The organism is Paraburkholderia diazotrophica (genome assembly GCF_900108945.1).
Lineage (GTDB): Bacteria > Pseudomonadota > Gammaproteobacteria > Burkholderiales > Burkholderiaceae > Paraburkholderia > Paraburkholderia diazotrophica.
On record NZ_FNYE01000003.1, the window covers coordinates 25,734 to 50,570 of the forward strand.

General features: G+C 64.4%; 22 protein-coding genes and 2 pseudogenes. 11 read left to right on the forward strand and 13 right to left on the reverse strand.

Translation table 11 applies throughout. From position 1 onward, the window contains the following. Positions 1 to 8: 8 nt before the first annotated feature. A complete protein-coding gene (locus tag BMW76_RS04760; RefSeq protein ID WP_090863651.1) occupies positions 9 to 746 on the reverse strand; it encodes a FadR/GntR family transcriptional regulator in 738 nt (245 codons plus the stop codon). Positions 747 to 1,095: 349 nt separating this feature from the next. Between BMW76_RS04760 and BMW76_RS04765 the strand changes: the two genes are divergently transcribed. After that, complete coding sequence (locus tag BMW76_RS04765) at positions 1,096 to 1,356, forward strand: hypothetical protein (RefSeq protein ID WP_090863654.1); 261 nt, start codon at positions 1,096 to 1,098, stop codon at positions 1,354 to 1,356. 15 nt (positions 1,357 to 1,371) lie between these two features. On the opposite strand, the gene BMW76_RS04770 is transcribed toward BMW76_RS04765, so the two are convergent. Next, positions 1,372 to 2,421, reverse strand: a complete 1,050-nt coding sequence (locus tag BMW76_RS04770) for an asparaginase (protein ID WP_090863656.1) — start codon at positions 2,419 to 2,421, stop codon at positions 1,372 to 1,374. Between the two features lie 212 nt (positions 2,422 to 2,633). Here BMW76_RS04770 and BMW76_RS04775 point away from each other — a divergent pair, with 212 nt between their 5' ends. The 4 genes and pseudogenes from BMW76_RS04775 (at position 2,634) to BMW76_RS04790 (ending at position 5,613) form a co-directional block, all read left to right on the forward strand. Then, positions 2,634 to 2,945, forward strand: a complete 312-nt coding sequence (locus BMW76_RS04775; RefSeq protein WP_090863658.1) for a DUF4148 domain-containing protein — start codon at positions 2,634 to 2,636, stop codon at positions 2,943 to 2,945. A 39-nt stretch (positions 2,946 to 2,984) separates the two neighbouring features. Next, positions 2,985 to 3,408: pseudogene (locus BMW76_RS41775) on the forward strand (ATP-binding protein); the annotation flags it as partial. A 273-nt stretch (positions 3,409 to 3,681) separates the two neighbouring features. Continuing rightward, the gene (locus tag BMW76_RS04785) at positions 3,682 to 4,575 is read left to right on the forward strand and encodes a DUF2242 domain-containing protein (protein ID WP_090863660.1); all 894 of its coding nucleotides are present in this window, start codon (positions 3,682 to 3,684) and stop codon (positions 4,573 to 4,575) included. 450 nt (positions 4,576 to 5,025) lie between these two features. Further along, positions 5,026 to 5,613 carry a BPSL1445 family SYLF domain-containing lipoprotein gene (locus BMW76_RS04790; protein ID WP_090863662.1) on the forward strand — a complete coding sequence of 196 codons (588 nt, stop codon included), beginning with the start codon at positions 5,026 to 5,028 and terminating at the stop codon, positions 5,611 to 5,613. A 76-nt stretch (positions 5,614 to 5,689) separates the two neighbouring features. On the opposite strand, the gene BMW76_RS04795 is transcribed toward BMW76_RS04790, so the two are convergent. Continuing rightward, positions 5,690 to 6,628 (reverse strand): GlxA family transcriptional regulator, encoded by a 939-nt coding sequence (locus BMW76_RS04795; protein ID WP_090863664.1) that lies wholly within the window; start codon positions 6,626 to 6,628, stop codon positions 5,690 to 5,692. 131 nt (positions 6,629 to 6,759) lie between these two features. Here BMW76_RS04795 and BMW76_RS04800 point away from each other — a divergent pair, with 131 nt between their 5' ends. Then, a complete protein-coding gene (locus BMW76_RS04800) occupies positions 6,760 to 7,584 on the forward strand; it encodes an SDR family NAD(P)-dependent oxidoreductase (RefSeq protein ID WP_090863666.1) in 825 nt (274 codons plus the stop codon). A gap of 138 nt (positions 7,585 to 7,722) precedes the next feature. On the opposite strand, the gene BMW76_RS04805 is transcribed toward BMW76_RS04800, so the two are convergent. Together BMW76_RS04805 and BMW76_RS04810 are read right to left on the reverse strand one after the other, a co-directional pair. Then, a complete protein-coding gene (locus tag BMW76_RS04805; protein WP_090863668.1) occupies positions 7,723 to 8,838 on the reverse strand; it encodes a succinylglutamate desuccinylase/aspartoacylase family protein in 1,116 nt (371 codons plus the stop codon). 80 nt (positions 8,839 to 8,918) lie between these two features. Continuing rightward, a complete protein-coding gene (locus BMW76_RS04810; RefSeq protein WP_090863669.1) occupies positions 8,919 to 9,692 on the reverse strand; it encodes a transporter substrate-binding domain-containing protein in 774 nt (257 codons plus the stop codon). A gap of 143 nt (positions 9,693 to 9,835) precedes the next feature. Here BMW76_RS04810 and BMW76_RS04815 point away from each other — a divergent pair. Together BMW76_RS04815 and BMW76_RS04820 are read left to right on the forward strand one after the other, a co-directional pair. After that, a pseudogene (locus BMW76_RS04815) lies at positions 9,836 to 10,753 on the forward strand (LysR substrate-binding domain-containing protein); the annotation flags it as partial. A 224-nt stretch (positions 10,754 to 10,977) separates the two neighbouring features. After that, complete coding sequence (locus BMW76_RS04820; RefSeq protein WP_090863673.1) at positions 10,978 to 11,667, forward strand: HD domain-containing protein; 690 nt, start codon at positions 10,978 to 10,980, stop codon at positions 11,665 to 11,667. 279 nt (positions 11,668 to 11,946) lie between these two features. On the opposite strand, the gene BMW76_RS04825 is transcribed toward BMW76_RS04820, so the two are convergent. Next, a complete protein-coding gene (locus tag BMW76_RS04825; RefSeq protein ID WP_090863675.1) occupies positions 11,947 to 12,909 on the reverse strand; it encodes a helix-turn-helix domain-containing protein in 963 nt (320 codons plus the stop codon). 481 nt (positions 12,910 to 13,390) lie between these two features. Between BMW76_RS04825 and hpaR the strand changes: the two genes are divergently transcribed. Further along, positions 13,391 to 13,837, forward strand: coding sequence for a homoprotocatechuate degradation operon regulator HpaR (gene hpaR / locus BMW76_RS04835; protein ID WP_090863677.1), 447 nt, complete (start codon positions 13,391 to 13,393; stop codon positions 13,835 to 13,837). A 65-nt stretch (positions 13,838 to 13,902) separates the two neighbouring features. Here the strand turns inward: hpaR and BMW76_RS40180 are convergent, their stop codons facing one another. From BMW76_RS40180 to BMW76_RS04860, 5 genes are all read right to left on the reverse strand, one after another. After that, positions 13,903 to 14,109: a hypothetical protein gene (locus BMW76_RS40180; protein ID WP_143062209.1), complete on the reverse strand. Its 207-nt coding sequence runs from the start codon at positions 14,107 to 14,109 to the stop codon at positions 13,903 to 13,905. Between the two features lie 189 nt (positions 14,110 to 14,298). Continuing rightward, positions 14,299 to 14,478 (reverse strand): hypothetical protein, encoded by a 180-nt coding sequence (locus tag BMW76_RS04840; protein ID WP_090864302.1) that lies wholly within the window; start codon positions 14,476 to 14,478, stop codon positions 14,299 to 14,301. Positions 14,479 to 14,506: 28 nt separating this feature from the next. Next, positions 14,507 to 16,201, reverse strand: a complete 1,695-nt coding sequence (locus BMW76_RS04845; RefSeq protein WP_090863679.1) for an FAD-dependent oxidoreductase — start codon at positions 16,199 to 16,201, stop codon at positions 14,507 to 14,509. Between the two features lie 23 nt (positions 16,202 to 16,224). After that, positions 16,225 to 17,589, reverse strand: coding sequence for a 4-hydroxyphenylacetate permease (gene hpaX, locus BMW76_RS04850; protein WP_090863682.1), 1,365 nt, complete (start codon positions 17,587 to 17,589; stop codon positions 16,225 to 16,227). A gap of 888 nt (positions 17,590 to 18,477) precedes the next feature. Then, on the reverse strand, positions 18,478 to 19,296 hold the full coding sequence (locus BMW76_RS04860; protein ID WP_090863685.1) for a helix-turn-helix transcriptional regulator: 819 nt from the start codon (positions 19,294 to 19,296) through the stop codon (positions 18,478 to 18,480). A gap of 297 nt (positions 19,297 to 19,593) precedes the next feature. Here BMW76_RS04860 and BMW76_RS04865 point away from each other — a divergent pair, with 297 nt between their 5' ends. Together BMW76_RS04865 and BMW76_RS04870 are read left to right on the forward strand one after the other, a co-directional pair. Next, a complete protein-coding gene (locus BMW76_RS04865; protein ID WP_090863687.1) occupies positions 19,594 to 20,988 on the forward strand; it encodes a selenium-binding family protein in 1,395 nt (464 codons plus the stop codon). Between the two features lie 28 nt (positions 20,989 to 21,016). Then, positions 21,017 to 21,628, forward strand: a complete 612-nt coding sequence (locus tag BMW76_RS04870) for a hypothetical protein (protein ID WP_090863689.1) — start codon at positions 21,017 to 21,019, stop codon at positions 21,626 to 21,628. 238 nt (positions 21,629 to 21,866) lie between these two features. Here BMW76_RS04870 and BMW76_RS04875 read toward each other — a convergent pair whose 3' ends face one another. Together BMW76_RS04875 and BMW76_RS04880 are read right to left on the reverse strand one after the other, a co-directional pair. Further along, positions 21,867 to 22,235, reverse strand: a complete 369-nt coding sequence (locus tag BMW76_RS04875; RefSeq protein WP_090863691.1) for a nucleotide pyrophosphohydrolase — start codon at positions 22,233 to 22,235, stop codon at positions 21,867 to 21,869. 33 nt (positions 22,236 to 22,268) lie between these two features. After that, the gene (locus BMW76_RS04880) at positions 22,269 to 24,770 is read right to left on the reverse strand and encodes a penicillin acylase family protein (protein WP_090863693.1); all 2,502 of its coding nucleotides are present in this window, start codon (positions 24,768 to 24,770) and stop codon (positions 22,269 to 22,271) included. Positions 24,771 to 24,837: the final 67 nt, after the last annotated feature.

Below are 24,837 nucleotides of genomic sequence, written 5' to 3' on the forward strand. Positions count from 1 at the left end.
GACTCACTTCACGCGGTACGCACCGGCGTCTGCGTGTCGATGCCGAGAATCGTATCGGCGTCGGCGCGCGCGTTTTCGAGCTGCACGAGACTTGCCTGGCGCGCGGCGAGCGGGTCGCGGTTCTCGATCGCCGTGAAAATCGCTTTATGGCGCGGCAGCGACAGCGCATACGTGTCGGGATGGCGGCTCGTCAGCTTGATCGATTCCGACAGCGCCAGCGACATCATGTTGCCGATATAGCCGAGCATGTCGTTGTGCGTCGCAGCCATGATCGCGCGATGAAATTCGAGGTCCGGCTCGAGCAGATCGCCGGCCGTTTGCGCGCGTTCCATGCGCTCATATGCGCAGCCGATGCGCGCGAGGTCTTCGTCGGTTGCCGCCGTTGCGGCGAGCGCGGCCGCTGCCGGTTCGATGATCCGGCGCACCGTCATCAGCGACTGAAAGAACTCGCCTTCGGGGATGCTGTTGAGCGTCCAGTAGAGCACGTCGGGGTCGAGCATGTGCCACTCTTCACGCGGCCGCACGACGCTGCCCACGCGCGGCTTCGAAATCACGAGGCCCTTTGCCACGAGCACGCGCGTCGCTTCGCGCAGCACGGGGCGGCTCACGCCGTATTTTTCGCAGAGCGTCGCCTCGGCGGGCAACCGTTCGCCCGGCAGCAGCCGGCCGCTGACGATCTCAATACCGAGCTCCTGCACGATCCGCGCATGCAGGCTTTTGCGTTTCTGAAGATGCCGGTAGTCCATGATCTATTTGTTTTAACCGTGCGTATGCGGATGGCCGGACCGATCCCGTTGCGGCGCGCCATCGATCAGGCTCGCGCGATCGCTCCGTATGGGCCATGCAAGCATAGCATGGGGGACACGCGCCACCTTCTGCTTCAACGATGTCTGCGCGGCGCGCGTCATGTCGATCGGCTCATATCGTCACGTGTACGACCAATGGGGTTGGGTTCATTTTTTGCTTGATCGTCATCGGACGGGCTGCTTTGCTCGAATCGAACGCGAGCGGCGCCGGCGGCCACCCTCGAACCGAACGACAAGAGGCGTGATCAGAGAAGCAACAAGCGCATTCACCTCGACACGGACCACGGCAATGAAGCTGAAATCACTAGCCTTCCTTGTTGCATGCGTGGCGGCGGCGAACGTCGGCACGGCCGCCACGCGCGACGAACAGACCAGGGCCTGCAAGCACGACGCGATCAAGTTCTGCGCGATCCACATCCCGAACAGGCAGAAGATCGAAGCGTGCATGAAGGCCCACTACGACAAGCTGTCGCCGCAATGCCAGGCGATGTTCGACGCCCCCGACGATGACGACCCGCCCTCTAACCAGGCGGGCTCCGACGGGTCTTAGCCGGTCGAGCCGGTTCTAGTGGACCGTGCTGAGCCGCAACGCCACTTCGACGCGGCCCGTTTCGAGGCCGACCGTATTGCGCATGGTTCGCAGGCGGAATGGATCGAGCGCGCGCTGCTGCACTTCATCGCCGATACCCAGTTGCGTCAGCAGTTGCGCGACGATCGCATAGAGAATCGTCGAGTTGCCGTCCTCCACCTTCACGGCGATGCCCAGCGCGCCCTTCGCACCGAGCTTCGCCGTCTGCGCCGAAGCCCGCACGCCGATCGCATAGCTCGCGTCGGCACCGAGCTTGCCGACCAGCGCGCCCTTGTACGCACGCATCAGCGCAGTGCAGAACCGCCCCTCGCCCGCGACCATCTCCGGATGCGACGTCATCGCGCGATAGATGCGGGCAAGCGCCTCGTCGTCGCGCGAACCCGACGGCGCCTGCGCGTCGGCCGCGCGCGCGAGCTTCATGTAGAGACGCGCCAGCCGGTCGAGCGCGAAGGCGGGCGTCGGCAGATTGCAGCCGTCGATGGCCCATTGCACGCCGTCGTCGGGCAGATCGCACGCCTGCGCGACGGTGCGCTTCACGCGCTGCTGCAACGGATGTCCGGCGAGGTGATAGTCCGCGAGCGCCGCGCCGATCGCCCGCGCGCCTGCCAGCATGCCCGCGTGCTTGCCCGAGCAGTTGCTGCACACGGGGCCCGGCACGAAGTCGCGTTTAATCCATTCGCGGTAGACGTCATCCGAAATGGGCGGATGGCCGCCGCAGCGCAGATCGGCCTCGGTGGCCTGCGCCTTCGCGAGCATGCTGCGCGCGCGTTCGATGTGCCGCTCTTCGCTGTTATGCGAGGCGCACATCAGCGCGAGGTCCGCTTCGTCGAAACCGAAGCGTTCGAGCGCGCCCGTTTCGACGACGGCCAGCGCCTGAGCCGGCTTGGCCGCCGATCTCACCAGCGTGACGCGCGACGGGTCGCCGCACGAAGCCAACAGCCGTCCCTCCGTATCGACGACGGCAACATGCGCGACGTGCGTGTTCTCGACGATGGCGCCGCGATAAACGGTGGCAGCAATGGACATCGGGTCTCCCTTCGTTCTGGATGGTGTCTGCAAGAGCAGTGCGACAGGTCCGCCCGATTTTACCGGGACGATCGCGGATGATTGGAACGACCGGAACAAACGCGGCCCCCTTCCAGGCGCGATCCCTGCGTGTCGGATACATTGGACTGGCCGGATCGGCGTGTCGTCCGACGTGAGACCAGCAACCATCTTCCATGGCACAGGAGAAAGCAATGAACATCGCGAGAAAACTGATTGTCCTCTTCGCCTCGGCCTCGCTGGGAGTCGGCGCGGCCGCGCCTGCGTTCGCCCAAAACACGGACGCCTCGGGCAGCACGGGCACGGCGGGCGCAGCCGCGTCAACCGCGAAGCCGACCAAGGCGCAGCGCAAGCAGGCGAGCAAGGAAGCGCGCGCAAAGCGCAACGCAGAACTGAAGAAGCTCGAGGACGCGGGTTATAAACCGTCCCGCAACGATCCGAATTACCCGCAGGATTTGCAAGACGCGCAGAAGAAGGCGGGCATCGGGCAAGGCGCAAGCCAGTAATCGTCGTTCAGTTCGCAGAGCCGCACGCGATACCGTTCGCGTGCATTCGATCCGCGCGTCCTGCAATCGAACGTCGACGTATTTCGGGCAGCTGGAGCAGCACAAGCGGCAGCTCGCCGATCAGCTGCCGACCACGCGCCAGTTGCTGGAAGCAAACGAAATGCTGATGGCCGTGGCCACGATTGCACCATGGCGAGCACGACAGCGCGATTGCCGTCGAGGTCGACGGCGAAGCACCGAACTGGATCAGACCGACGATCAGCAATCGCGGCGTGATTCCCGCCGGCGTACTGCCGCACCTGTCCGAGGCATTCGGCTCGAACGGCGCCGGCGAACGGTCGCGCGAATGCCTCCGGCTCGGGTTGCACATCGTCCGCAGATCGTGCACAGGCATGGCGGCAAGGTGACGGTCAAGTCGGATGAATTCGTCGGAACAATGTTTTCGCTCGATCTGCCGCGCGTTGCGCAAAGCCGGGTGCGTTGGGGGCTGCGCAGCTTGCGAAATCGTTCGTCATGCGCTGGCGAACGGGTTGTGGCCTCGCTTGCGGCCATGTGCAGCGCGGGCGCGCGTCCGCGCCCCGTTTTACGCGCGTTGCAGCTTCTGTCGCCAGATGCGGCGACACGTGTTGCGGTATGCGTTGCGTCCCGCACGCCCATCGCCGCCCGTAATAACGGCTTGGCTGAAACCGCACTACAATGCTTGCCGTCCGACGTCTCGTAGTCCGCTTTTTTCGCCATGTTCAGCCGCCCGTCCCGAGTCGCTCTCGCTCTGACCCTGCCCGCGCTTGCCGTGCTCGCCGCGTGTTCGACGCCGCCCAAAGCGAAGCTTCAGGAAGACTTCGTCAACAGCAGCGCGAGCCCCTATACACGCACGTTCCAGGTGGGAAGCACGGAAGCCTGCGAAGGCGCGCGCCGCGCGCTGCTGAGCCAGGGCTACATGACGACGCTCGTGCGCCCCGATACCGTCGACGCGACCAAGAATTTCCAGCCCGCCAGCGACTCGCATTTCACCGTCGAATTTCATATCGTCTGCACGGCGGGCGACGATGCGACGAACAGCAGCATCGTCTATGCGAACGCGGTGCAGAGCGGCTATGCGCTGAAGAAGAGCGATACGTCGGCGAGCGTCGGGCTGAGCGTGCTCGGCTCGCTGTCGCTGCCTATCCGCTCGAACAGCGACGCGATGGTGAAAATCTCCAGCGAGACGATCCAGTCGGGCAAGTTCTATAACGGCTTCTTCGATCTCGTCGGCCACTATCTTGCCAACGTGGTGCGCAGCTCACCCGTGCCCGGCGATACCATCAGCGCCACGCCGCTGCCGATGCCCCCCGCTCCGCCCGCGCTCGTCGTCACGCCGATGCCCGCGACGCTGGGTGGCAACGCGGCGCCCGTCATCATGCCTGCCGCGCAAGCGCCAACGGCGGCAACTACGATACCGGCAACGGCAACGGCGACACCAACATCGACAGTGCCTGCAACACCCGCAGCGCCGGTTGCGGCTCCCATCGCCCCGCTGACACCCCTCGTCCCCACCGTCCCGATGATGCCCGCGCACGAAACGACGGCACTCGACAGCGCGCCCGCGATTGCAGCATCGCCGGCATCGGGTGCAACTGCGTCGCCGCAGTAGTCGCACTAGTCGCCAGCGCGCCTTCGCTGCATAGGTCTGAATCGAAAATCGCCGCTGCCACGCGGCGATTTCTGTTTCCGGTGGCTCGCCCAGGGAAACGATCACGCATGGCGTTTCGCCTCGCGACACACTGGCGCTACCTCATGAAGAATCGCCCGGCGTCACGGGTCTCTTTAGTGCTATTCAGGCGACTGTTTTTCGCAAGTTCCGCGCATTTCTGATATTGGTTGAAGCAGCGCGGCTGTCGGGTTTCCGTATGTCTACGCACCCGAACATCCTTCGCTGATGGACCACTTCGATCTACTGTTCCCGATCGTCATGCCAATGCTACGAGGGTCGAGCGCTTGAGATCGGGAGGGCCGCGCGCGTGATCGCGGACGCATGCCGTGTTGCGTGACATCGCGCGCGCAAATGTGCATTTCCCTAATGCTTCATAGACGGAGAACGACAATGCAAAGAAGACACTTCGTAACAGCAAGTGTTGCTGCCCTCGCGTACGGCGGTCTGTTGCTGTCGGGTTGCAGCACCACGACGCGTAGCGGGGAATCGGCCGCTACGGACATGTCGAAGCGCCAGTCGATCGATGCGAGCGTCGACGGCACGATGGCGAAGCTCTATACCAGCGTGCAGGGCTCGCGCGAACTGGTGGCGAAGGCGCGCGGCGTACTCGTGTTTCCTTCCGTGCTTCAGGTCGGGTTCGTCGTCGGCGGGCAGTATGGCGAGGGTGCGCTACGTGTCGGCGGCAGCACGGCGGGCTACTACAGCACGGTCTCCGGATCGTTCGGCCTCACGGCGGGCGCGCAGTCGAAGGCGCTCATCTTCCTGTTCATGACACAGGACGCGCTCGACACGTTCCAGAACTCGAAGGGCTGGTCTGCGGGCGCGGATGCATCGGTGGCGCTCATCAAGGTGGGCGCGAACGGCGCAATCGATACCTCGACGGCGACCGCGCCCGTCGAAGCCATCGTGATGACGAACTCGGGACTGATGGCCGACGTGTCGCTCGCGGGCACCAAGGTCTCGAAACTGACGATCTGAATGGCTGGAATGCGCGCGCCGCAGGCTGTTGTTGCGCAGCGGCGCGCGTGAGTGTCGATCAGGTGATGGCGGCTGCTCACTCGATCCCGCGCGTCAGCCGTTGAATCGCCTGCGGCGGCTGGCCATACGCCCGCAAGAACGCGCGTCGCATGCGCTCGCGGTCGCCAAAGCCCGTGTCGCGCGCGACCACATCGACGCCGTGCCGTCCCGTCTCGAGCATCAGCCGCGCCGCCTCGACGCGCAAGCGCTCGACCGCTTTCGCCGGCGTCTGCCCCGTCTCCTCCCTGAACGCCCGCGTGAACTGGCGCGGGCTCAGATGCGCGGCGTCTGCCAGTTGCTCGACGGAAAGCGGCGTGTGCAGATTGCGCCGCGCGTACGAGAGCGCCGTCTGGATGCGATCGGACTTCGGCTCCAGTTCGAGCAGCGCGGAGAACTGCGATTGCCCGCCCGCGCGCCGGTGATACAGCACCAGCTTGCGCGCGACGTGGCGCGCGAGCTCGACGCCCGCGTCCTTCTCGACGAACGCAAGCGCGAGGTCGAAGCATGCCGTCATGCCCGCCGACGTCCACACGTGGTTGTCGATGATGAAAATGCGGTCCTCTTCGACTTTCACCGCCGGGTAACGCTTGCGCAGGTCGTCCGCGTAAAACCAGTGCGTCGTGGCGCGCCGTCCGTCGAGCAGCCCGGCTTCGGCCAGATGGAACGCGCCCGTGCACGCCGCCGCGACGCGCCGCGCGGACGGCGCCGCGCGCTTTAGAAACTCGATCAGCGACGGCGTCGACGGCAGCAGGTCGTTGTCGCCGACGATCAGGATCGTGTCGAAGCGGCTGTCGTCGAAAGGCTCGGTCGTCACCGTAAAGCCCGACGAACAGCGCACCGGCCCACCGCGCTCGGAGAGCAGCACGAATTCGTACAACGGCTCGCTCACCTCACGGTTGGTGAACTCGAACACCGTCGTCATGCCCAGATTCATCACCTGAAAACCGGGGAACAGAACGATTCCGACGCGCAGCATGGCTTCCCTCCAGTGATGTCCTAAAAGGTGGCATCTATGACATTGAGGCCATGTGAGTATGCCCCTAATCTTGCGGACATGCAGTCGACGCGATGTCGAACCTGCTGCCACCTTTCTTCAGGAGCATTGTCATGTCGAATTCTTCGAATCCGGATTCTTTGAACCCAAGCATTGGCACGGCCGTCGTCACGGGCGCCTCGTCGGGCATCGGCGCCGTGTACGCGGATCGCCTCGCACGCCGCGGCTACGATCTGATCGTCGTCGCTCGTAACCGCGCGCGTCTCGAACAACTGGCCACGCGCATCACGAACGAAACGGGCCGCTCGGTCGAAATCGTCACTGCCGACCTCAACGACGACGCCGATATCCGTCGCGTCGAGAACCTGCTGCGCACGGACGCAAGCATCACGACGCTGGTGAACAACGCGGGCTTTGGCGCGGCCGCGCCGCTGCTGGATGCGGACGTCGATACGATGGAATCGATGATCAAGCTGAACGTCGTCGCGCTCACGCGGCTCACTTACGCAATCGCGCCCGCGTTCGTCGCGCGCGGCGGCGGCAACATCATCAACATCGCGTCGATCGTGGCGATTGCGCCGGAGATCCTGAACGGCGTCTATGGCGGCACGAAGGCGTTCGTGCTCGCGTTCACGCAATCGCTGCATCACGAACTGGCGAGCAAGGGCGTCAAGGTGCAAGCCGTGATGCCGGGCGCGACCCGCACCGAGTTCTTCGATGTCGCGGGCGTGCCCATCGGAATGCTCGAAGAGCAAGGCATCGTGATGTCGGCAGAACAGATGGTGGATGCATCGCTCGTCGGCTTCGATCGCGGCGAACTGGCGACGATTCCGTCGCTGCCCGATTACGCCGACTGGCAGGCGTTCGAATCGGCCCGCGCGGCACTCGGGCCGAACCTGTCGCGCAGCGTCCCGGCCGAGCGGTTCAACGTGGCTTGACGCAGTGCTGCGGCATGCGGCGCGGCAGAGGCTCGCGCCGCATGCCGCGTCCCACGCACGGCGAGTTTATGCGCCTAAACTCGCCCGAGGACTCGGCAACTCCGACCGGCAATCTCGCCGGCAACTTGCCGGGCAACCTTATGCGCCGAGCAGCACGCCCGTCCGGACAGCCCGCGTGCCCGTCACCCGGCCAAGCGGCGCGCCCGCCGTCACGAAACGGATCGCCCGGCGCATGTAGAACACGCCTTCCGTATGGCTGGTGAGCGTCGTGGTCTCGTCCGTCAACGGATCGACGATATCGAACAGCGGATCGCCGACGCGGATCATGTCGCCGATATTCGCCCGATGCACGAGGATGCCGCTCACGGGCGCATAGAACTGCTCGCTGCCCGCCAGCGGCGTCGCGGGCATCGGCAGTTCGGGCAGCAGCTTCGCGTTGCCCTCGATGGCCTCGCGATACGTCAGATAGTCGACGAGGGCATCCGCGTCCCGTTGCGCGACTTCGTAGGACACGTCGCGCTGTCCCCGGCATTCGATCGTCACCGCGACGGTGCCCGTCGGCACCGGCTTGCCTGCGGGCATCTGCTGTTGCAGGTGCCACCACAGCAGGCTGTGCGTTTCGTCGAATGCCTGGCCGCCGGAGTCGGTCGCGAGCAGTGACGCTTGCGAACGCAGGTAGCGCGCGAGCGGCTCGATCTCCGGCCAGCCCGCCTCGCTCGTGTAGATGTGCATCACGGCTTCGAGCGAGCAATGCAGATCGATCACGACGTCGGCATCGTATGAGAGCTTCAGCAGCGCAAGTTGCAGCGACTCGTATTCGGTGAGCGGCTTTTGCGCGTCCAGCTGTTCACGCACCAGTTCGCGAATCAGATTGCGATTCGCTAGCGCATCGTCGCCGAGCCGGTCTTTCGCGCGATCGGGCAGCGCCGTGAACTGCATGAAATGCCGGTTGAAGTTCTTGCCGCTGCCCGCTTCGAAGCGGCCGATAAACTGGCCCAGCACATGCTGCCCGAGACCGACGGGATTCGCGACGGGCACGAGCACGATTTCGGCGTTCAGCAGCCCTTGCGCTTCGAGTTCGATGAGACGGCGCTTGAGCAGCACCGTTGTGAGCATCGCGGGGGTTTCGTCCGCGTGCAGCGACGATTGAATGTAGATTTTTTGCCCGCTGTTTTGCGGGCCGAAATGAAACGCGACGAGTTCGCGCGAGGTGCCGACGGCCGGCGAGAGTAGCGGAATCGATTGCCTGTTCATGTGACTTTTGCTTGATCGGTCGGTCGCTTGAGGGATGATCCGCGTGTCGGTTGCGGGGTCGGTTGCGGGTCGGTTGCAGGTCAGTTGCCGTACGGATCGAAGTCGAAATACTTGTGCGCGATCTGCGCGTACGTGCCGTCTTTCAGCATCGACGCGATGGCCGTGTTGATCGACGCCTGCAACGCGGCTTCGTCGTTGCGCAGTCCGATGCCGACACCGCGATCGCCCATATCGAGCGGCTCGCCGACGAACGCGAAGCCCTTGCCTTGCGGCATGCGAAGAAAGCCATAGTCCGCTTCGACGGTGCCGAGCAACGCGCCGTCGAGACGCCCATTGATCAGGTCGCTGAACACTTCGTCCTGGCCTTTGTACGCGACCACGTGCACGCCTGCGGGCGCCCAATGTGTCTGCGCGAACGACTCGAACTGCGTGCCCGATTGCACGCCGATCTGCTTGCCGGCGAGCGTCGCGGGTGCGCTGCCGTTCAATCCAGCGCCCTGGCGCGCGACCAGACGCGACTTGAACTGGAACAGCTTCGCTGAAAACAGGATCTGTTGCTCGCGCTTCGCGGTGATCGCCATCGACGACATGATCGCGTCGATCTTGCGCGCCTGCAGCGCGGGAATCATGCCGGAAAACTCCAGCTCGACCCACTCGCAGCGCGCATGAATGCGCTTGCAGATTTCATTGCCGAGATCGACGTCGAAACCCTTCAGGCTGCCGTCGGGCGCTTTCGCGTCCATCGGCGGATAGGTCGGGTCGATGCCGAGGCGGATCGCGTCGTTATCACGCGCGTTCGTGCCGTGGTTCGCAAAACACAATGCGGCGAGAAGGATCAGCGGTGTCTTCTTCATGGCTGTCAGGCGACGGAAGGGAAGCAGTTGCGCTCGATCGTACGGCGCAGCCGTGATCCGAAAAAGTGCAAATTTGTCTATCATGATCACTTTTACCGAACGCGCGATTTCCGCCGCATTTCCCCTCTTTCGACGATGCCCCTTCGCAGCTACGCGTATTCACCGCCGTCGCCGAGCACGGCAGCATCCGCGCCGCGTCGCGCGCGCTCGGCATCGCGCAGAGCGGCATCACGCAGCAGTTGCAGAACCTCGAAGCGATGCTCGGCGCGACGCTCTTCACGCGCACGAATCGAGGCATCGCATTGACCGCGCTCGGGCAACGGATGCTGCAACGCGCGGCGACGATCCTCGGCGAATGTGCGCGCGCCGAACACGAGGCGCAGCAACTGCGCGGCGAGTACACGGGACAGGTGACGTTCGGCATGACGACCGAGCCGCTGATCGACGCGGGCGCGCCCGTGCTGACGGAGTTCCGCGAGCGCTTCCCGCGCGTCGCCGTGCATATGCGGACGGGCACGTCGCGCATGATGATCTCGTGGATACGCGAAGGCACGCTCGATTTCGCGATCGCGCTGGTGTCGAAGCACACCGATACGACCGATCTCTCCGTCACGAAACTGTACGCGTCCGATCCCGTCGTCGTGTGCCGGCGCGGTCATCCGAAGGCGCACGCGAAGTCGCTTGCCGAACTCGCGGACTGCGCGTGGATCGCGACGCGCTCGCCCAATCTCACCGACGATCCGCAAGCGCATCGGCTCAACGATCTGTTCAGGAACCATCGGCTGAAGCCGCCGACAATCGTCGCGACGGTCGAAGGGCTGTTCGAGTCGCTGCATCTCGTGAGCGAAACGGATTGTCTGTCGCTGGAGGCATCGGTGGTCACGAAACGCGGGCCGTTTGCACGCGTGCTGACGACGATCAACGTGCGCGAACGCGCAGGCGAGCAGCAGGTGTGCGTGCTGCAACGCGCGGCCGCGCCGCTCACGCCCGCCGCGCAGGAACTCGCGACGATGATCGCGTCGTACACGCGCACCGTGCGCGCGCGGAACAGGCACGCGTAAAACAGGCACGCGTGATCTGCTTCGAAAGCGCTGCGAAGCTCCCGAAAATCCTCACCTGAAGCGCCATCGGCGGACGTTGGCAGAAAACCGCGCACGGTTGGCAGCATCGCGCGTATCAATGCTTTTGCCGCGCGCAAGGGCTCTCCCTACACTTTGGTCACACGCCGCTCGCTCGCATCGGCAAAGCGAACGGGCACCGCCGAACACGTCCAGGAGAACCCGACATGAGCGAAATCATTGCAGGCATCAAGATCCCCGACAGCAAGCTGGCGCGCGAGGCGACACAACTCGTGCGCGACACCGAAACCGATCTGCTCTATCACCATTCGCGCCGCGTGTTTCTGTTCGGCGCACTGACGGGCGAGCGCAAGCAGCTGAAGTACGACCCGGAGCTGCTCTATATCGGCGCAATGTTTCATGACATGGGCCTGATGGAGAAGTACAGCAGCAAGCACGACCGCTTCGAAGTCGACGGCGCGAATGCAGCGCGCAATTTCCTGCAAGGCTATGGCATCGACGAAAACGACATCGACATGGTGTGGGACGCGATCGCGCTGCATACGACGCCAGGCATTCCGCAGTACAAGAAGCCCGTGGTCGCGCTGGTGACGGCGGGCGTCGAGATGGACGTGCTGGGTCTCGCGTATGACGAATTCTCGTCCGAGGACCGCAAGCTCGTGGTGGCTGCACATCCGCGCGGCGAGCGCTTCAAGGAGAACATCATCGAAGCGTTCGCGAACGGCACAAAGCATAAGCCGCTGACGACGTTCGGCAACGTAAAGGCCGATGTGCTCGCGCTGAAAGACCCGGAATACAAGCGCCTGAACTTCTGCAGCATCATCCTGGGCTCGGCGTGGAACGACTCGAATGTGCAGATCGGCGCGTGCCGCAATCCTGCGCATAACCATGCCTAAGCGCGGGCCGGCAGCATAAGCGCGAAAGACCGCTCTCTCCTCGTCAAGGTCTGTCGACGATCAAGCCGCTTGCACTCTCCGCTCAAGCGTGCGTTTGAATCCGCGTTCGTGCGAGCGCGGATTCTTTTTTTTGCGCGACGCATTAAGTTTTGCGCGACCACTTCGCGTCTGTGGTTCTCAGTGAGTTATCGGCTAGCTAGCGGCTCTTCGCCGCCTTCACAGGGCGCTCAGACAGCGTGTCGAAATACTTGAGCACCACCTGTGTCAGTTCGATCTGCGTCATCGTGCAACTGGTGCGCGTGACGATCGCCGTGCCGTCTGCGAAGGCAATTCGCCGAACTGCGCCTTGTACGCATTGGCGAAATGCCCAAGGTGCACGAATCCCCATTGCGCGGCGGCGTCGCTGACCGACAGGTCGGCCTGCCGCGTATCGAGCAGCAGACGCCGCACCTGCGACAGACGCAGCGAACGCACATATGCCAACGGGCTCGTCTGTACGACGGCCTGAAAGCTGTTCTGCACGGTGCGCCGGCTCACGCGCAACTGCGTGCAGAGGCTTTGAATGTCGAAGGGCTCTTCGGGATGCTCGATCACGAAGTCGTGAATGCGCCGCACGATATCGGACTGGCACGCGTGTGTGAGCCGGTTCGTCGATGCCGGCACGTGATACGCGAGCAGATCGACGAGCACCTCGCCGACGCGGCTGCGCAGCGCATGCTGCGCGCGCGCATCGTCGAATGCGTCGGGCTGCGCGAGCACGCTTTCGAGCAGCGCCGCGATCTGCAAGCCGGCGCGTGCGCACGCGGCGTTCGGAATATCGACGACGGAACGTCGAAAGAGAGCATCGGCCAGATCGACGCCCGCGCTGTCGGCGATGCCTTGCAGCATGTCCGAGCCGATCACGACGCCGACCAGCGACATCTCATCGGGCGAATGAAACTCGAATGGCTCGCCGCCCCGCGCCATCACGAATGCGCCGCGATCGACGCGCGCGCCGCCGAACGTGAACGAGCCCGCGCCCGTGAGCGGAACGCCGAAGGTCATCTGATCAGGCGGCAAGTATCCGCGCTGCACGACGCGCAAATTGGCGGACTCATGGAAGAGGTGCACGCCGTTCAGCTCGATCTGCTTCACGGCGCTGCGAAACGCGCCCGGCCCGATCTGGTCGTAACGCTGATCCCAGCCCCGCAGCGCGGCCGCGTGCTGATCGGCATCGTCGAAGAACTGGTGATGGACGAACACAATGCCCCCACTATCAGGGAAAAACAGCGAAGTTTCGTAGAATAAACCGACCGCATGGTCGGGGATAGCTATCCAAGGGTATTTCCTGGGCGGTTTGCGGTTTGCGGTTTGCGGTTTGCGGTTTGCGGTTTGCGGTTTGCGGTTTGCGGTTTGCGGTTTGCGGTTTGCGGTTTTTGCCGTTTGCCGTTTGCCGTTTGCCGTTTGCCGTTTGCCGTTTGCCGTTTGCCGTTTGCCGTTTGCCGTTTGCCGTTTGCCGTTTGCCGTTTGGCGCTTTCGCATCGCACAGTCCGACTCCCGTCGGCGTCGCGCGACAGCCGGCCCAGCGACCGATTGTAGCCAGCGCCAAAAAAGCATTCGAGATCTCAAAACCGGTTCGCGCCACTGTCGTGCGGACCGCTTTGCTTATATCCTAGCGAATCGCTTTTTTCTCGCTTCGACGTCGACGTTCATGACCCGGTCCCGCACTCCCGAGCCGCGCCCGATGCATCGCAATCTGCCGATGCTGCTGTTGCGCGCGCGCGAACTCATGATGGCGCGCTTTCGTCCGCTGCTGACGGCGCAGGGGCTCACCGAGCAGCAATGGCGCATCATTCGCGCACTGCACGAAAACGGCCCGCTGGAGCCGCGCCAGCTATGCGCGCTCTGCACGATTTCGAGCCCGAGTCTCGCCGGCGTGCTCGCGCGCATGGAGGATCTCGGTCACGTGACGAAAGCGCGTTTCGAAGACGATCAGCGGCGCGTGCGCGTGTCGCTGACGGCGCAGAGCGCGGAGACCGTCGAACGGATGGCGCCGCTTCTGGAGACCGAATATCGCGCGCTGGAAAAGCAGGTCGGCACGCAGATCGTCGACGATCTGTATGTGGCCGTCGATGCGCTGATCAACGAACTGGCGAAAGGCGAGAAAGGAGAGGAAGGCGAGCCGGAATAGGACGTGTGCGGCCGGCACTCGACGCCGCAGCGTAACGCCTCGCCGACATGCTTCGCCGACACGATTCAGTTGTCCGCGCGCCTGTCCAGCCGCCCACGACTTCCCGCGCGGCCGGCCAACATGCCGGCGAGAATCGAAACAGGCGTCACGCCCCAAACGACGTCCGGCCAGAACGCCTCGCCGCCGAGCGTGCTCACGTCGATGCACCACCAGGCCACGATCTCCACGCCGATCACCCAGATAAAAGCCGCAGCCAGTATTCCTCTCGCCATGCTATTTGTTATCGCCGTGCATGGCTTGCGCCGGTTGACTCGCGCTTGCTTCTATTGCTTGCATTGATTCGTGCTCCTGGTGTTTCCGGACTGCCAACGATCGGGATGATTCCCGAACTTGGGGGAAACAGCCGGGCACGAATTGTATTGAAGAGCCCCCGCCCAAGATCTCAAAAAAGGGGCCGGCCGTTAATCTCCCATCCCTTCGCTCGCCGCATCGATCAGGCTCAGCGACACATCCGGATCGTCGACCTTCTGGATCGCCAGCAGCGCAAAACGCGCGAGAAACAGCGGCGCATGCGCCTCGCCCAGTTGCGTCATCGTCTTGCACAGCCGCGTATAGACGACATCGAGTTCTGCATCGGTCATCGCGTTCTCCATTCGTTCAGTCAGTTGATCAGGACAGCGCGCGCGTGATCGCCGCTTCGACTTCCGCGGCGCGCGCATTGTGCCAGCGGCCCAGCACGTGGCCATCGGGACGCACGAGATACACGGTGCCCGGCTTCGCGTCGTAACGCTCGAACAGACGGCCCGTGTGGTCCCACGCGTGCACGCCGTTCGTCTCGGGATGCAGGCGCGCGCTCAGCGGCACGATCCTGAACGGCACGCCGCGTTCGCGCATCGTTTCAGCAAGCCCGTTGAATCCGGCAGGCACATCGCCTTCGTCGCTGAAGCACAGCGCAGTGAAACGCGGACTGACGAGATCGGTCAGATGGGCCTCGCGCGCCTGGCCGCCTTCCGCGATCGTCACGGGATACTCGGACAGCACGGCACCCGGCACGGGGCCCGCGGCGAACGCATCGCCATCCGCAACATTCAGCGGCGACTGAGCGTATGTAATCGCCGATGTCTGCCGCGGATTGATCAGCGACCGCACGGCCGGATGTTTGACGGCAAGACTCAGCACGGCTCTGCGCATCAGATCGAACGCGAACGAAGGCGGCGCCATGAACTCGGTGCTCTTCGTGCCATAGCTGAGATTCTCGTGCGTCGCGGCGACGCGTTCGTCGGAATAGCTGTCGAGCAACGCCGGCGATGCCAGGCCCTTCACGACGAATGCGAGCTTCCACGCGATGTTGTCCGCGTCGTCGATGCCCGAGTTCGCGCCGCGCACGCCGAAGATCGGCACGAGGTGCGCGGCATCGCCCGCGAACATCACGCGGTTGTGCCGGTAGCGTTCGAGCGTCAATGCATTGGCCTTGTAGATCGTGATCCAGATCGGCGCCCATTCGCCCTTCTCGCCCATCATGTCGAGCAGGCTTTGCACGCGCGGCATCACGTTTTCAGGCTTCACGGCCTGCTCGGCGTCCTCGCCGTCGCGCAACTGGTAGTCGATGCGCCACACGTTGTCGGGCTGCTTGTGCACGAGCACGGTCGAACCCCGATTCGACGACGGATCGAAATAAGCGAGCCGTTCCGTCGGACGCTCGCTGTCGAGTTCGATATCGACGATCACATAACGCCCTTCGTAACTCGTGCCCTGCAATTGCAGTCCGAGCGCTTCGCGTATCGTGCTGCGCCCGCCGTCGCACGCGACGACCCAATCGGTGTCGAGCGCGTAATCGCCATCGGCTGTCGTGAGTTGCAGCGTCGCGCCGTCGTCGCGCGCGTCGATCGACTTCACGCGCGTCTGCCAGCGGATGTCGATCAGATCGGCGCGCTTTTCCGCTGCGTCGAGCAGGAACTGTTCGATGTGATATTGCGCGAGGTTGACCATCGGCGGCAGCTTCTGGTTTTCGTCCTGCGGCATCGTGAAGTGAAGCACTTCCGTGTCGCGGTAGAAGCTGCGTCCGCCCGTCCACGGCAAGCCCGTCTTCAGGAAGCCTTCGACGGCGCCGAGCCGCTCGATGATCTCCAGACTGCGGCGCGAAATGCAGATCGCGCGGCTGCCGTAGCAGACGGAATCGTCCGCTTCGATCAGCACCGATCGCACGCCATGATTCGCGAGACCGAGCGCGACGGCGAGGCCAACGGGCCCGCCGCCGACGATCGTCACGGCATGACGCTTCGCGTCCACGCCCTGCTTCAGTTCGGGCACACGCGCCTTGTATTGCTTCGCGGTGAACGGATAGGGTTTGAATGCCTTGTTCATTCGATGCTCCAGATTCAATACCTTCAGGCGGCACGCGTGCGCGGCGCTTCACGTTTGTCGATCGGCAACAGCATCACGACGACCGCGCCGATCACGAGCAGCGCCGCCGAATAGAGCAGCCCCGCCGAGAAGCTGCGCGTCGCGTCCTTCAGCCAGCCGACCACGAGCGGATTCAGCGCCGAGCTGATATTGCCCGTCGCGTTGATGACGGCGATGCCGATGGCCCGCGCGCGGAAGCTCAGCGCATGATCGGGCGTCGTCCAGAAGATCGACATCGCCGTGTACGAACCCGCCGACGCGAGACACACGCCGAGCATACGCAGCGCCGGATTCGGCGACCAGGCCGTGCACAGCCAGCCGGCCGCGGAAAACAGCATCGGCAGCATCAGGTGCCACTTGCGTTCCTGCTTGCGGTCCGAACGGCGGCCCCACCAGATCATCGCGATGATCGTGCACACCTGCGGAATCGCCGCGAGCAGGCCGATCGTGCGATTGCTCGCATCGGCGCTGAAGCTCTTCACGATGAGCGGCGTCCACACGGCGACCATCGCGAGCGTATTCACGAGGCAGAAGTAGGCGATCGCAAACTTCACGACGGCGGGCGACAACAGTTCGCTGACGATGCTTTTGTCGTGACCCGATTGCGCTTGCACGGTCGGGTCGTTGCGGTGCTCGGCGGCGAGCGTCGCTGCGAGCGTGCGCTTTTCTTCCGCGTCGAGCCAGCGCGCGTCTTGCGGGCTGTCGTGCAGATACGCGTAGACCACGAGACCGAGAATCGCCGACGGCAGGCCTTCGAGAAGGAAAAGCCACTGCCAGCCCTTCAGTCCGAACGTGCCGTCCAGTCCGAGAATGAAGCCCGACAGCGCCGAGCCGACGGCCGCCGTCACGGGCATGGCGATCATGAAGAGCGCGTTGGCGCGCGCACGATACGCGGCGGGGAACCAGTAGGTCAGATACAGCAGAATGCCCGGTAAAAAGCCCGCTTCCGTCACGCCGACCAGCACGCGCAACACGTACAGCGTGCCGGGGCTCGTCGCGAACATCGTCGCCGTCGATGCGAGTCCCCACGCGATCATGATCGTGCCGATCCATCGGCGCGCGCCGACGCGCGCAAGCACGACATTGCTCGGAATGCCGCACGCGATATACGCGACGTAGAAGAGCGTGGTCGCGAGGCCGAACTGCGTGCTGGTGAGCCCCAGGTCCTTCATCATCGTCAGGCCGGCGAAGCCGATGTTGATGCGGTCGAGGAACGAGAAGAAGAACAGCACGAACAGGAACCACAGCAGATGGCGCGATACCTTGGCGATTACGGACTGTGGCTGCGCTTGCTGCGCGTGGGTTGCCGGCGTTGCATCCAGTGCACCGGCTCGCGAGGTGGATTCCATACTGATGTCTCCGATGGTCACGCTATCTCGGACACCAACGGCCCGATGCAATCGCTTCAACGGGCCGCTATTCGACGATTGGCGACACGTGGCGATGCGTCGCAGTATGGAGCGCGGCGTTGCGCCGCCTGTCCTCAAATTGGGTACAACTCATGCCCCGCGCGGGCCTGGGGAAAACGCGGATAGGTCAGCGGAAATAGGGCTTGCGCGGATTTTTAGCGGCGTGCAGGAGAGTTGCGGCGCAGCCGGCCAGGAACAGACGTGCGCCATCGGCGTAGATCGACGAATAGTCACCCGTCACTCGCCTGGTCCGCGATTCACATTCCGAGTGCGTGACTCGATGTTCCGATCTCACCGCAGAAAAGATCCATCCCTCCATCCCAAGGGCCCGCTCGAACCACAAACGCATAGTTCCCCCCGACAAGCCTGTCGTACGCAATGGGCGCGCTCCTCGAAAATCGCCACGGCCCGGCCGGCGTATCGTTGACGGGTCTGAGGGTTTGATTCATCGAGTAGGCGGGCTTTTCCGCGTGGCTTGCACACGATCCTTCATAGATGAATGTGTAGACGCGCAGAGGACGCGTCGTCGTCCGCGTCACACCACTGATGATGAATAGCAGAGACGTCTCGCTCCCCTGCGACGCGAGCGCGACACTCCCCGTCTGACCTGCATTCTGCGCGGATGCTCGCAGCGGAATGTTGACGGTATCGGCGGCATGGGCCGCCGCAGCACCCATGCCGCACACAAGAACTGCTGCATGCGCCAGCCAGCGTTGCCTCTTCATATCCCGTTCCCCCGTGTACGTCAGCGGGTCGAACCTGATCGTCCTGCGGGTTCGTCAGTCAAGCGTAGGCCATCGTGGCTTGCCGGTACAGGACGGGAAAACGTCAGACCTTGCCCGGCCCGACGCACAGCGCAAACAGTTGCCGCTGACTCGAAATGCCGAGCCGCCGGAACGCGCGCTTCTGATACGTGACGACGCTCGTCGCCTTGATGCCCATCGTGTCGCCGATTTCCTGCGCGGTGCGCCCTTCGAGCACGCCCGTCAGCACGTCGAGCTCGCGCTTCGACAGTTCGGGACAGAGGCCGCGCACGCGCGCGAGCATCAGATGCGAGATCGCCATGTCGCGCTGCCCGCAGATCGCGTAGTGATGCTTCGCCGCGTGCGCGATCAGCGGCGCCATCGCTTCGATCAACGCGATTTCGCGCGGATGGTAATTGCCGAAACGGCGGTCGCGATACAGGTTCACGGAGAGCCAGATATCGGGTGTCGGCTGCACGAGCAGCGACACGCGGTCCGACACGTTCGGCTGCTGATAGCACGCGGCCCGGTACGCTTCGTTGAGAATGTCGTCGCTTGTCTGCTGATGAAGCACGAGCGTCGAGCCGGGCCTGTCGTTGCGCGCCGACGAGACGATCTTCTGATTGCCGTCGAGCGCGTAGAAGTGACGTGCGTACGTGTCGGCGACATCGCGCAGAAAGCGCCCGCCGCGATGATCGGCCACCGACACCGTGCGCGGCCGGTTGCCGAACTCGTACGCGAAGATCGTGCATTGCGAAATCGCGGCGATATCGCCGAGCAGCTTCAGCACTTCGGCGGCGAGCGCGTTCGAGTCGTCGCTGCCGATCGACGACACGAGCCCCGTCGCGCGGCTGAGATCCAGCTGCCCTTGCGAAACGGGACGGTCGAGACGCCATGAACGCATGATCGATTGCGACTGGAAGCGGCGAGAAAAGACGGAGTAATCGCATTATTTTAATCTGCGCGGGGCGCGCGCATGCGTGAACGCCGCAATCGCGTCCGATCCGCTGCAATCGCGGCCGCCGCGCTACCGCCACGCTCCCGACGCACGCACAAAAACCGTTCCGGAAGCGAATGGGCCCACGCTCTGCCGTTAAATTGCCTACAGTGAAAACCTCATGCATGCGCGCCGCTTTCGCAACCGGATAGCGGCCGCGCATGCACCGCGTGCCGCATCGCAACATCCTTCGGAGACTGAGATATGGCGACCTGGAAACCCGATCCGACCTTCTATCCTTCCGCCCGCATGGCAGGCAGCGCGCCGAAGGAAACCGTCGCGTATGTGGCAAGCTTCGATCCATCGCGAGAGACGCCCGACGAGCTCGCCGTCGTCGATGTCGATCCGGGCTCGGCGGAGTACGGCCGCATCGTCAGCAGCGTGCCGATGCCGAACACGGGCGACGAGCTGCATCACTTCGGCTGGAACGCGTGCAGTTCGTGCCTGTGCCCGAACGCGCCGCATCCGCATACGGAGCGCCGCTATCTCGTCGTGCCTGGGCTGCGCTCGTCGCGCATCCACATACTCGACACGAAGCCCGACAAGCGAAATCCGCAGATCGTACGCGTGCTCGAACCCGCCGAAGTCGCGGAAAAAGCGGGCTATACGCGGCCTCATACCGTGCACTGCGGGCCGGCCGGCATCTACGTAGTGGCGCTTGCGAACGCGCAGGGCGAAGCGCCCGGCGGCATCTTTCTGATGGACCACGAAACGTTCGACATTCGCGGCCAATGGGAAATCGATCGCGGCCCGCAGCAGCTCTCGTACGACGGCTGGTGGCATCTCGGCTACGACACCGTCGTGACGAGCGAATGGGGCCTGCCCGCGACCTTCGAAAACGGCCTCGTGCCGGAAGTGCTGCTCGGCGGCCAGTACGGACATCGCCTGCACTTCTGGGACATGAACACGCGCAAGCACAAACAGGTCGTCGACTTCGGCGCGGAAAACCAGTTGGTGTTCGAACTGCGTCCCGCGCACGATCCGACCAAAGCCTATGGCTTCGTCAACTCGGTGATCAGCTTGAAGGACCTGTCGGCGTCGATCTGGACGTGGTATCGCGACGGCGATCAATGGGCCGCGCGCAAGGTCATCGAGATTCCCGCCGAACCCGCCGACGCTTCGCAGCTTCCGCCGCTGCTCAAAGGCTTCGGCGCGGTGCCGCCGCTCGTCACCGATATCGCGCTGTCGCTCGACGACCGCTTCCTGTACGTGTCGTGCTGGGGCACGGGCGATCTGAAGCAATACGACGTCTCCGATCCGATGCGGCCCGAACTGACGGGTACCGTGCGCATCGGCGGCATTGCCGCGCGCGCGACGCATCCGGGCGCGGACGGACGTCCGCTGAACGGCGGCCCGCAAATGGTCGAAGTGAGCCGCGACGGCAGCCGCGTGTACTTCACGAACTCGCTGTACGGCGTGATCGACGAGCAGTTCTACACGGAAGGCATCGACGGATGGATGGTGAGGCTGAATGCGGACAAGAGCGGCGGGCTCACGGTCGCGGACGACTTTTTCGTCGACTGGCCGAAGTCGCATCGTCCGCATCAGATACGGCTCGAAGGCGGGGACGCGTCGTCGGATTCGTATTGCTATCCGTGAGCGCAAACGGCAGCGAAGGGCGAGCGCGATGAACGGCGTATGGGCAACCGTGATCGGCAGCGGGATTTTCCATGGCGTGAATCCCGCGATGGGGTGGCTCTTCGCCGCCGCGCTCGGGCTTCAGCACGGCAGCCGCAAGGCGCTGCTGTTGGCGTTGCCGCCGCTCGCGCTCGGGCATGCCGTGTCGGTTATGTTCTTGACCACGTCGGCCGTCGCGCTCGGGCTCTTCACGCACACCGAACACTTGCGCATGTTCATGGGCGCGCTGCTGATCGCGTGGGCCGCGTATCACCATTTCTACGGACACCGGCAACGCGTGCGCATCGGCATGACGGCGGGCTTCGTCGGACTGGCGCTGTGGTCGGCGGCCATGGCGACGATGCACGGCGCGGGACTGATGCTGCTGCCCGCGCTGTTGCCGTTATGCGGCGCGGGGATGCCCGTCGGCAGCTCGCTCGAATCGGTCGGGCAGGTCACGGCCGTGCACACCGTCGTGACGCTCGCGACGGCGGGCGCGATTGCGCTAGCGGCCTATCAGTATCTGGGACTCGGCATGCTGCGGCGTGGCTGGATCAATTTCGACTGGCTCTGGTGCGGCGCGCTGACCGTCACGGGCGCGCTGCTGATCGTCACCGGCTAGCCGTTCCGCACTGCGTGCCCACGTCCCGAAAACTCTCACCTTTGGCTACAGTGCCGTGCGGATTGCGGGGCAACTCACCGTCGCGCGGCTCCCGTATAGCCTCACCACAAGCGCATTCGTGAGCGGATCGGCATCGGGCAGGCTCACCGTTGCGGCAACGGTCAAATGCTCCCGTATTTCCTCACCTCAAGCGGCTTTGCGCCCGTTTTCCATGCGGAAGACACCGGGCGGAACGGCATTACTCGTCGTACTCGGAGTACTTGCGCGAATCGCCGCGCACCTTGTGCGCCGGATACTTCGCGCGATTCAGCTCGATCTTCTCCAGCACGGCCGCGTACAGATCGACGTCGAGACGATCGGCGAGCATCACGAGGTACGCGAGCACATCGGCCATTTCGTGACGGATCGCCGTGAGCTTGTCGTCGGCGAGTTCGCTCTTTTCGCCCGACTCGAGCCATTGAAACGGCTCCAGCAATTCGCTCGCTTCGACGCTCAACGCCGTCGCCAGATTCTTCGGCGAATGAAAGCGCGTCCAGTCGCGCTCGCTGACGAACTGCCGCAACAGATCGCGCACCGCGACGAGATCGCTGCTGCGTTCCTTCTCCATACGGTCACTCCACGAAAACCATCAATATAGCGATCATTGCCCGGCACGCCCGAGCGTCAGCCGATGCACGGGCGGTCCCGGCAGAAACGACGTCTTCTCGCCGCGCACCCACGCTTCGTGACCCGCGAGGAAATACGGCGACAGCGGATTGCCCGACTGTCCGCCCGGCATCTCGAAGATGCCCGTCTGCTCGCGCCCCGGCGACACGATCATCCGCTCCGATGCGCCGAAGTTCGGCGTCTGCACGCGCGGCATGTTGATGTCGCCGGGCAGCGGATCATGCGGCGCGCCAAGCCAGCCGCGCGCCCACGGCAGCCACGCGGGCACGATGCGCGCAAACGGGTGCTCGATCGCGGCGCGGTTGCGTTCGCCCCAGCGCGCATCGTCGACGGCGACATCCGCGGGCAACTGCGCGATCGCATGATCGATGCGGTCGAGCATGAACGTGCGCCAGTCGATAAAGCCGTCGGGCACCCATGCATGATGCTCGGCGAGCGTCTCCATCACGGCTTCGTAGCGCGAACTCGCGACGCGCAATCCGAGCGGCGCATTGCCGCCGCCGCCCGGCATCGCGCCCGCGAGATCGGCGTCGAGCCTGCCGAACCATGCGTCGTACAGCGAGAAGAAGAAGCCGCGCGTGAGCCGGTAGCCGACGGCATCGGCATCCGCGCGGCCATTCCACGCGAGCAGCTGCTGCCGAAATGCGAGGCGCTGCGGATGGCCCGCAAGCGCGCTCGCGTCGAGCGCTTCGAGCGCGACGCGCCGCCACACGTCGATCCATTGCGCGCGATCGTCGGTCTGGATCGACAGCATCGCGCGCTCGTCGGGACTCGGCGCCGCGAGCAGATCGTCGCGTATCTGCGATGCGCGTGCGCCGAGGTCCGCGCCCGCATCGCCGATCAGCGCCGCTTCGTCCGACATCAGCACGCGATTGTTCGCCGTCCACAAGCGGCCGAGCGGCGGATCGATCCGCTTCGGATACGACGCGGGCGGCAGATAGTGCTGCCAGCCTTTGTACGTCGCCGAATCGTATGGCGTGTCGCTGTCGGGGCCGCTTTGCGCGTCGCTCGCGTCGCGCTGCGGCAGCGGACCGGCCAGCGTCCAGCCGATGTTGCCGCGCGAGTCGGCGATCATGATGTTCTGTGTCGGGATGCCGCTCGTCTGCGCGACGTGCAGTGCTTCGTCGATCGTCTTCGCGTCTTCGAGCCGTTGCAGATTGAGGTTCACGGCCTCCCGGTCATGCGCGACCCAGCGCAGCGCATACGCACGCTCACCGACGTCGAACTGCGGCCCCCAACGCGTCTCGATCACGGGCAAATCGACGCTCGCGCCGCCCTTCACGCGGATCATCTCGTGATGGACGTCCGCGCGCGCCCATGCGCCATCGGGCGTGCGGTACTGCAACGGGTCGGCGGGATTGCGATGCAGCTCGATCAGATCGACATAGTGCCCGTAGCTGTTCGTGAAGCCCCACGCGATCTTGCCGTTGCTACCCGCGATCACGAGCGGCGTGCCCGGCAGGCTCACGCCCGTCAGCGCATGCATCGGCTGGCCGTCCTGCGCGGGCCACGTCAGCGACACGCGATACCAGATGTTCGGCAGCGACAGCCCCAGATGCATGTCGCTCGCGAGGATCGCGCCGCCATGCGCGCTGTGCGCGCCGTCGACGACCCAGCCGTTGCTGCCCACAGCCGACCCGTTCGCGCATGTGTCGTCGCTCGCATAGCCCGTGTCTCTCGCGGCGCTCACGGGCTTCGTCGCCGATAGCCAGTCCGGGCGCGTCGCGGGAATACGGGTGGGCTCGACGGGCGGCGTCGATGCGCTATCGAGCGGCGCGTCCCAATGGCTCGCGGAGGGCAGCAGGAACGCGTACAGATCGGCGGGCACGCGCTCGCGCAACACAGCGCGGGCGAGAATGCGCCGCGTCTCGAACGATTGCAGATCGAAGTACATCGCGTAGACGACCAGCAGCGAATCTTCGGGCCGCCACGCTTCGGGCTGCGCGCGCAGCATCCAGTACTCGAACGGCCGCGACGACAGCGCGGCGACCCCGGCATTGACGCCCGCCGTATAGCGCTCGACGATGTGCCGCTGATCGGCGGGCATCACCTCGACGAGCGCGTGCGCGCGGGCGCGAAAACGATGCAGGCGGTTGCGCCTGTCGAGATCGAGCGCGTTCGGGCCGATCAGCGCGGACACTTCGCCCGCCGCAACGCGCCTGAGCAGATCCATCTGAAAGAAGCGGTCCTGCGCGTGCAGGAAGCCGGTTGCATACGCGACATCGGCACGCGACGCGCCGTGTATCGTCGGCACGCCGAGCGCGTCGCGCTCGATCGTCACCGCCGACGACAGCGACGGCGCGCGCTGCGTTCCATCCAGTTGCGCGAGACTGCCGCGCAGCAGCAGCCAGCCGCCGAGCAGCGCCGCGCACAGCAGCGCGACGACGAGGCCCGCCAGCGCGAGCGCGGCGATCCCGATGGTCCGACCGATTGATTTTCCCGAGAACGGGCTTGTGACGGCGCGGCGACGGCTCATTGCTGGCTGATCGTTTGGTATTCGCTGGAGTTTGAGGGATTGAGGAGTGGAGGCGTCCGGGCATTGT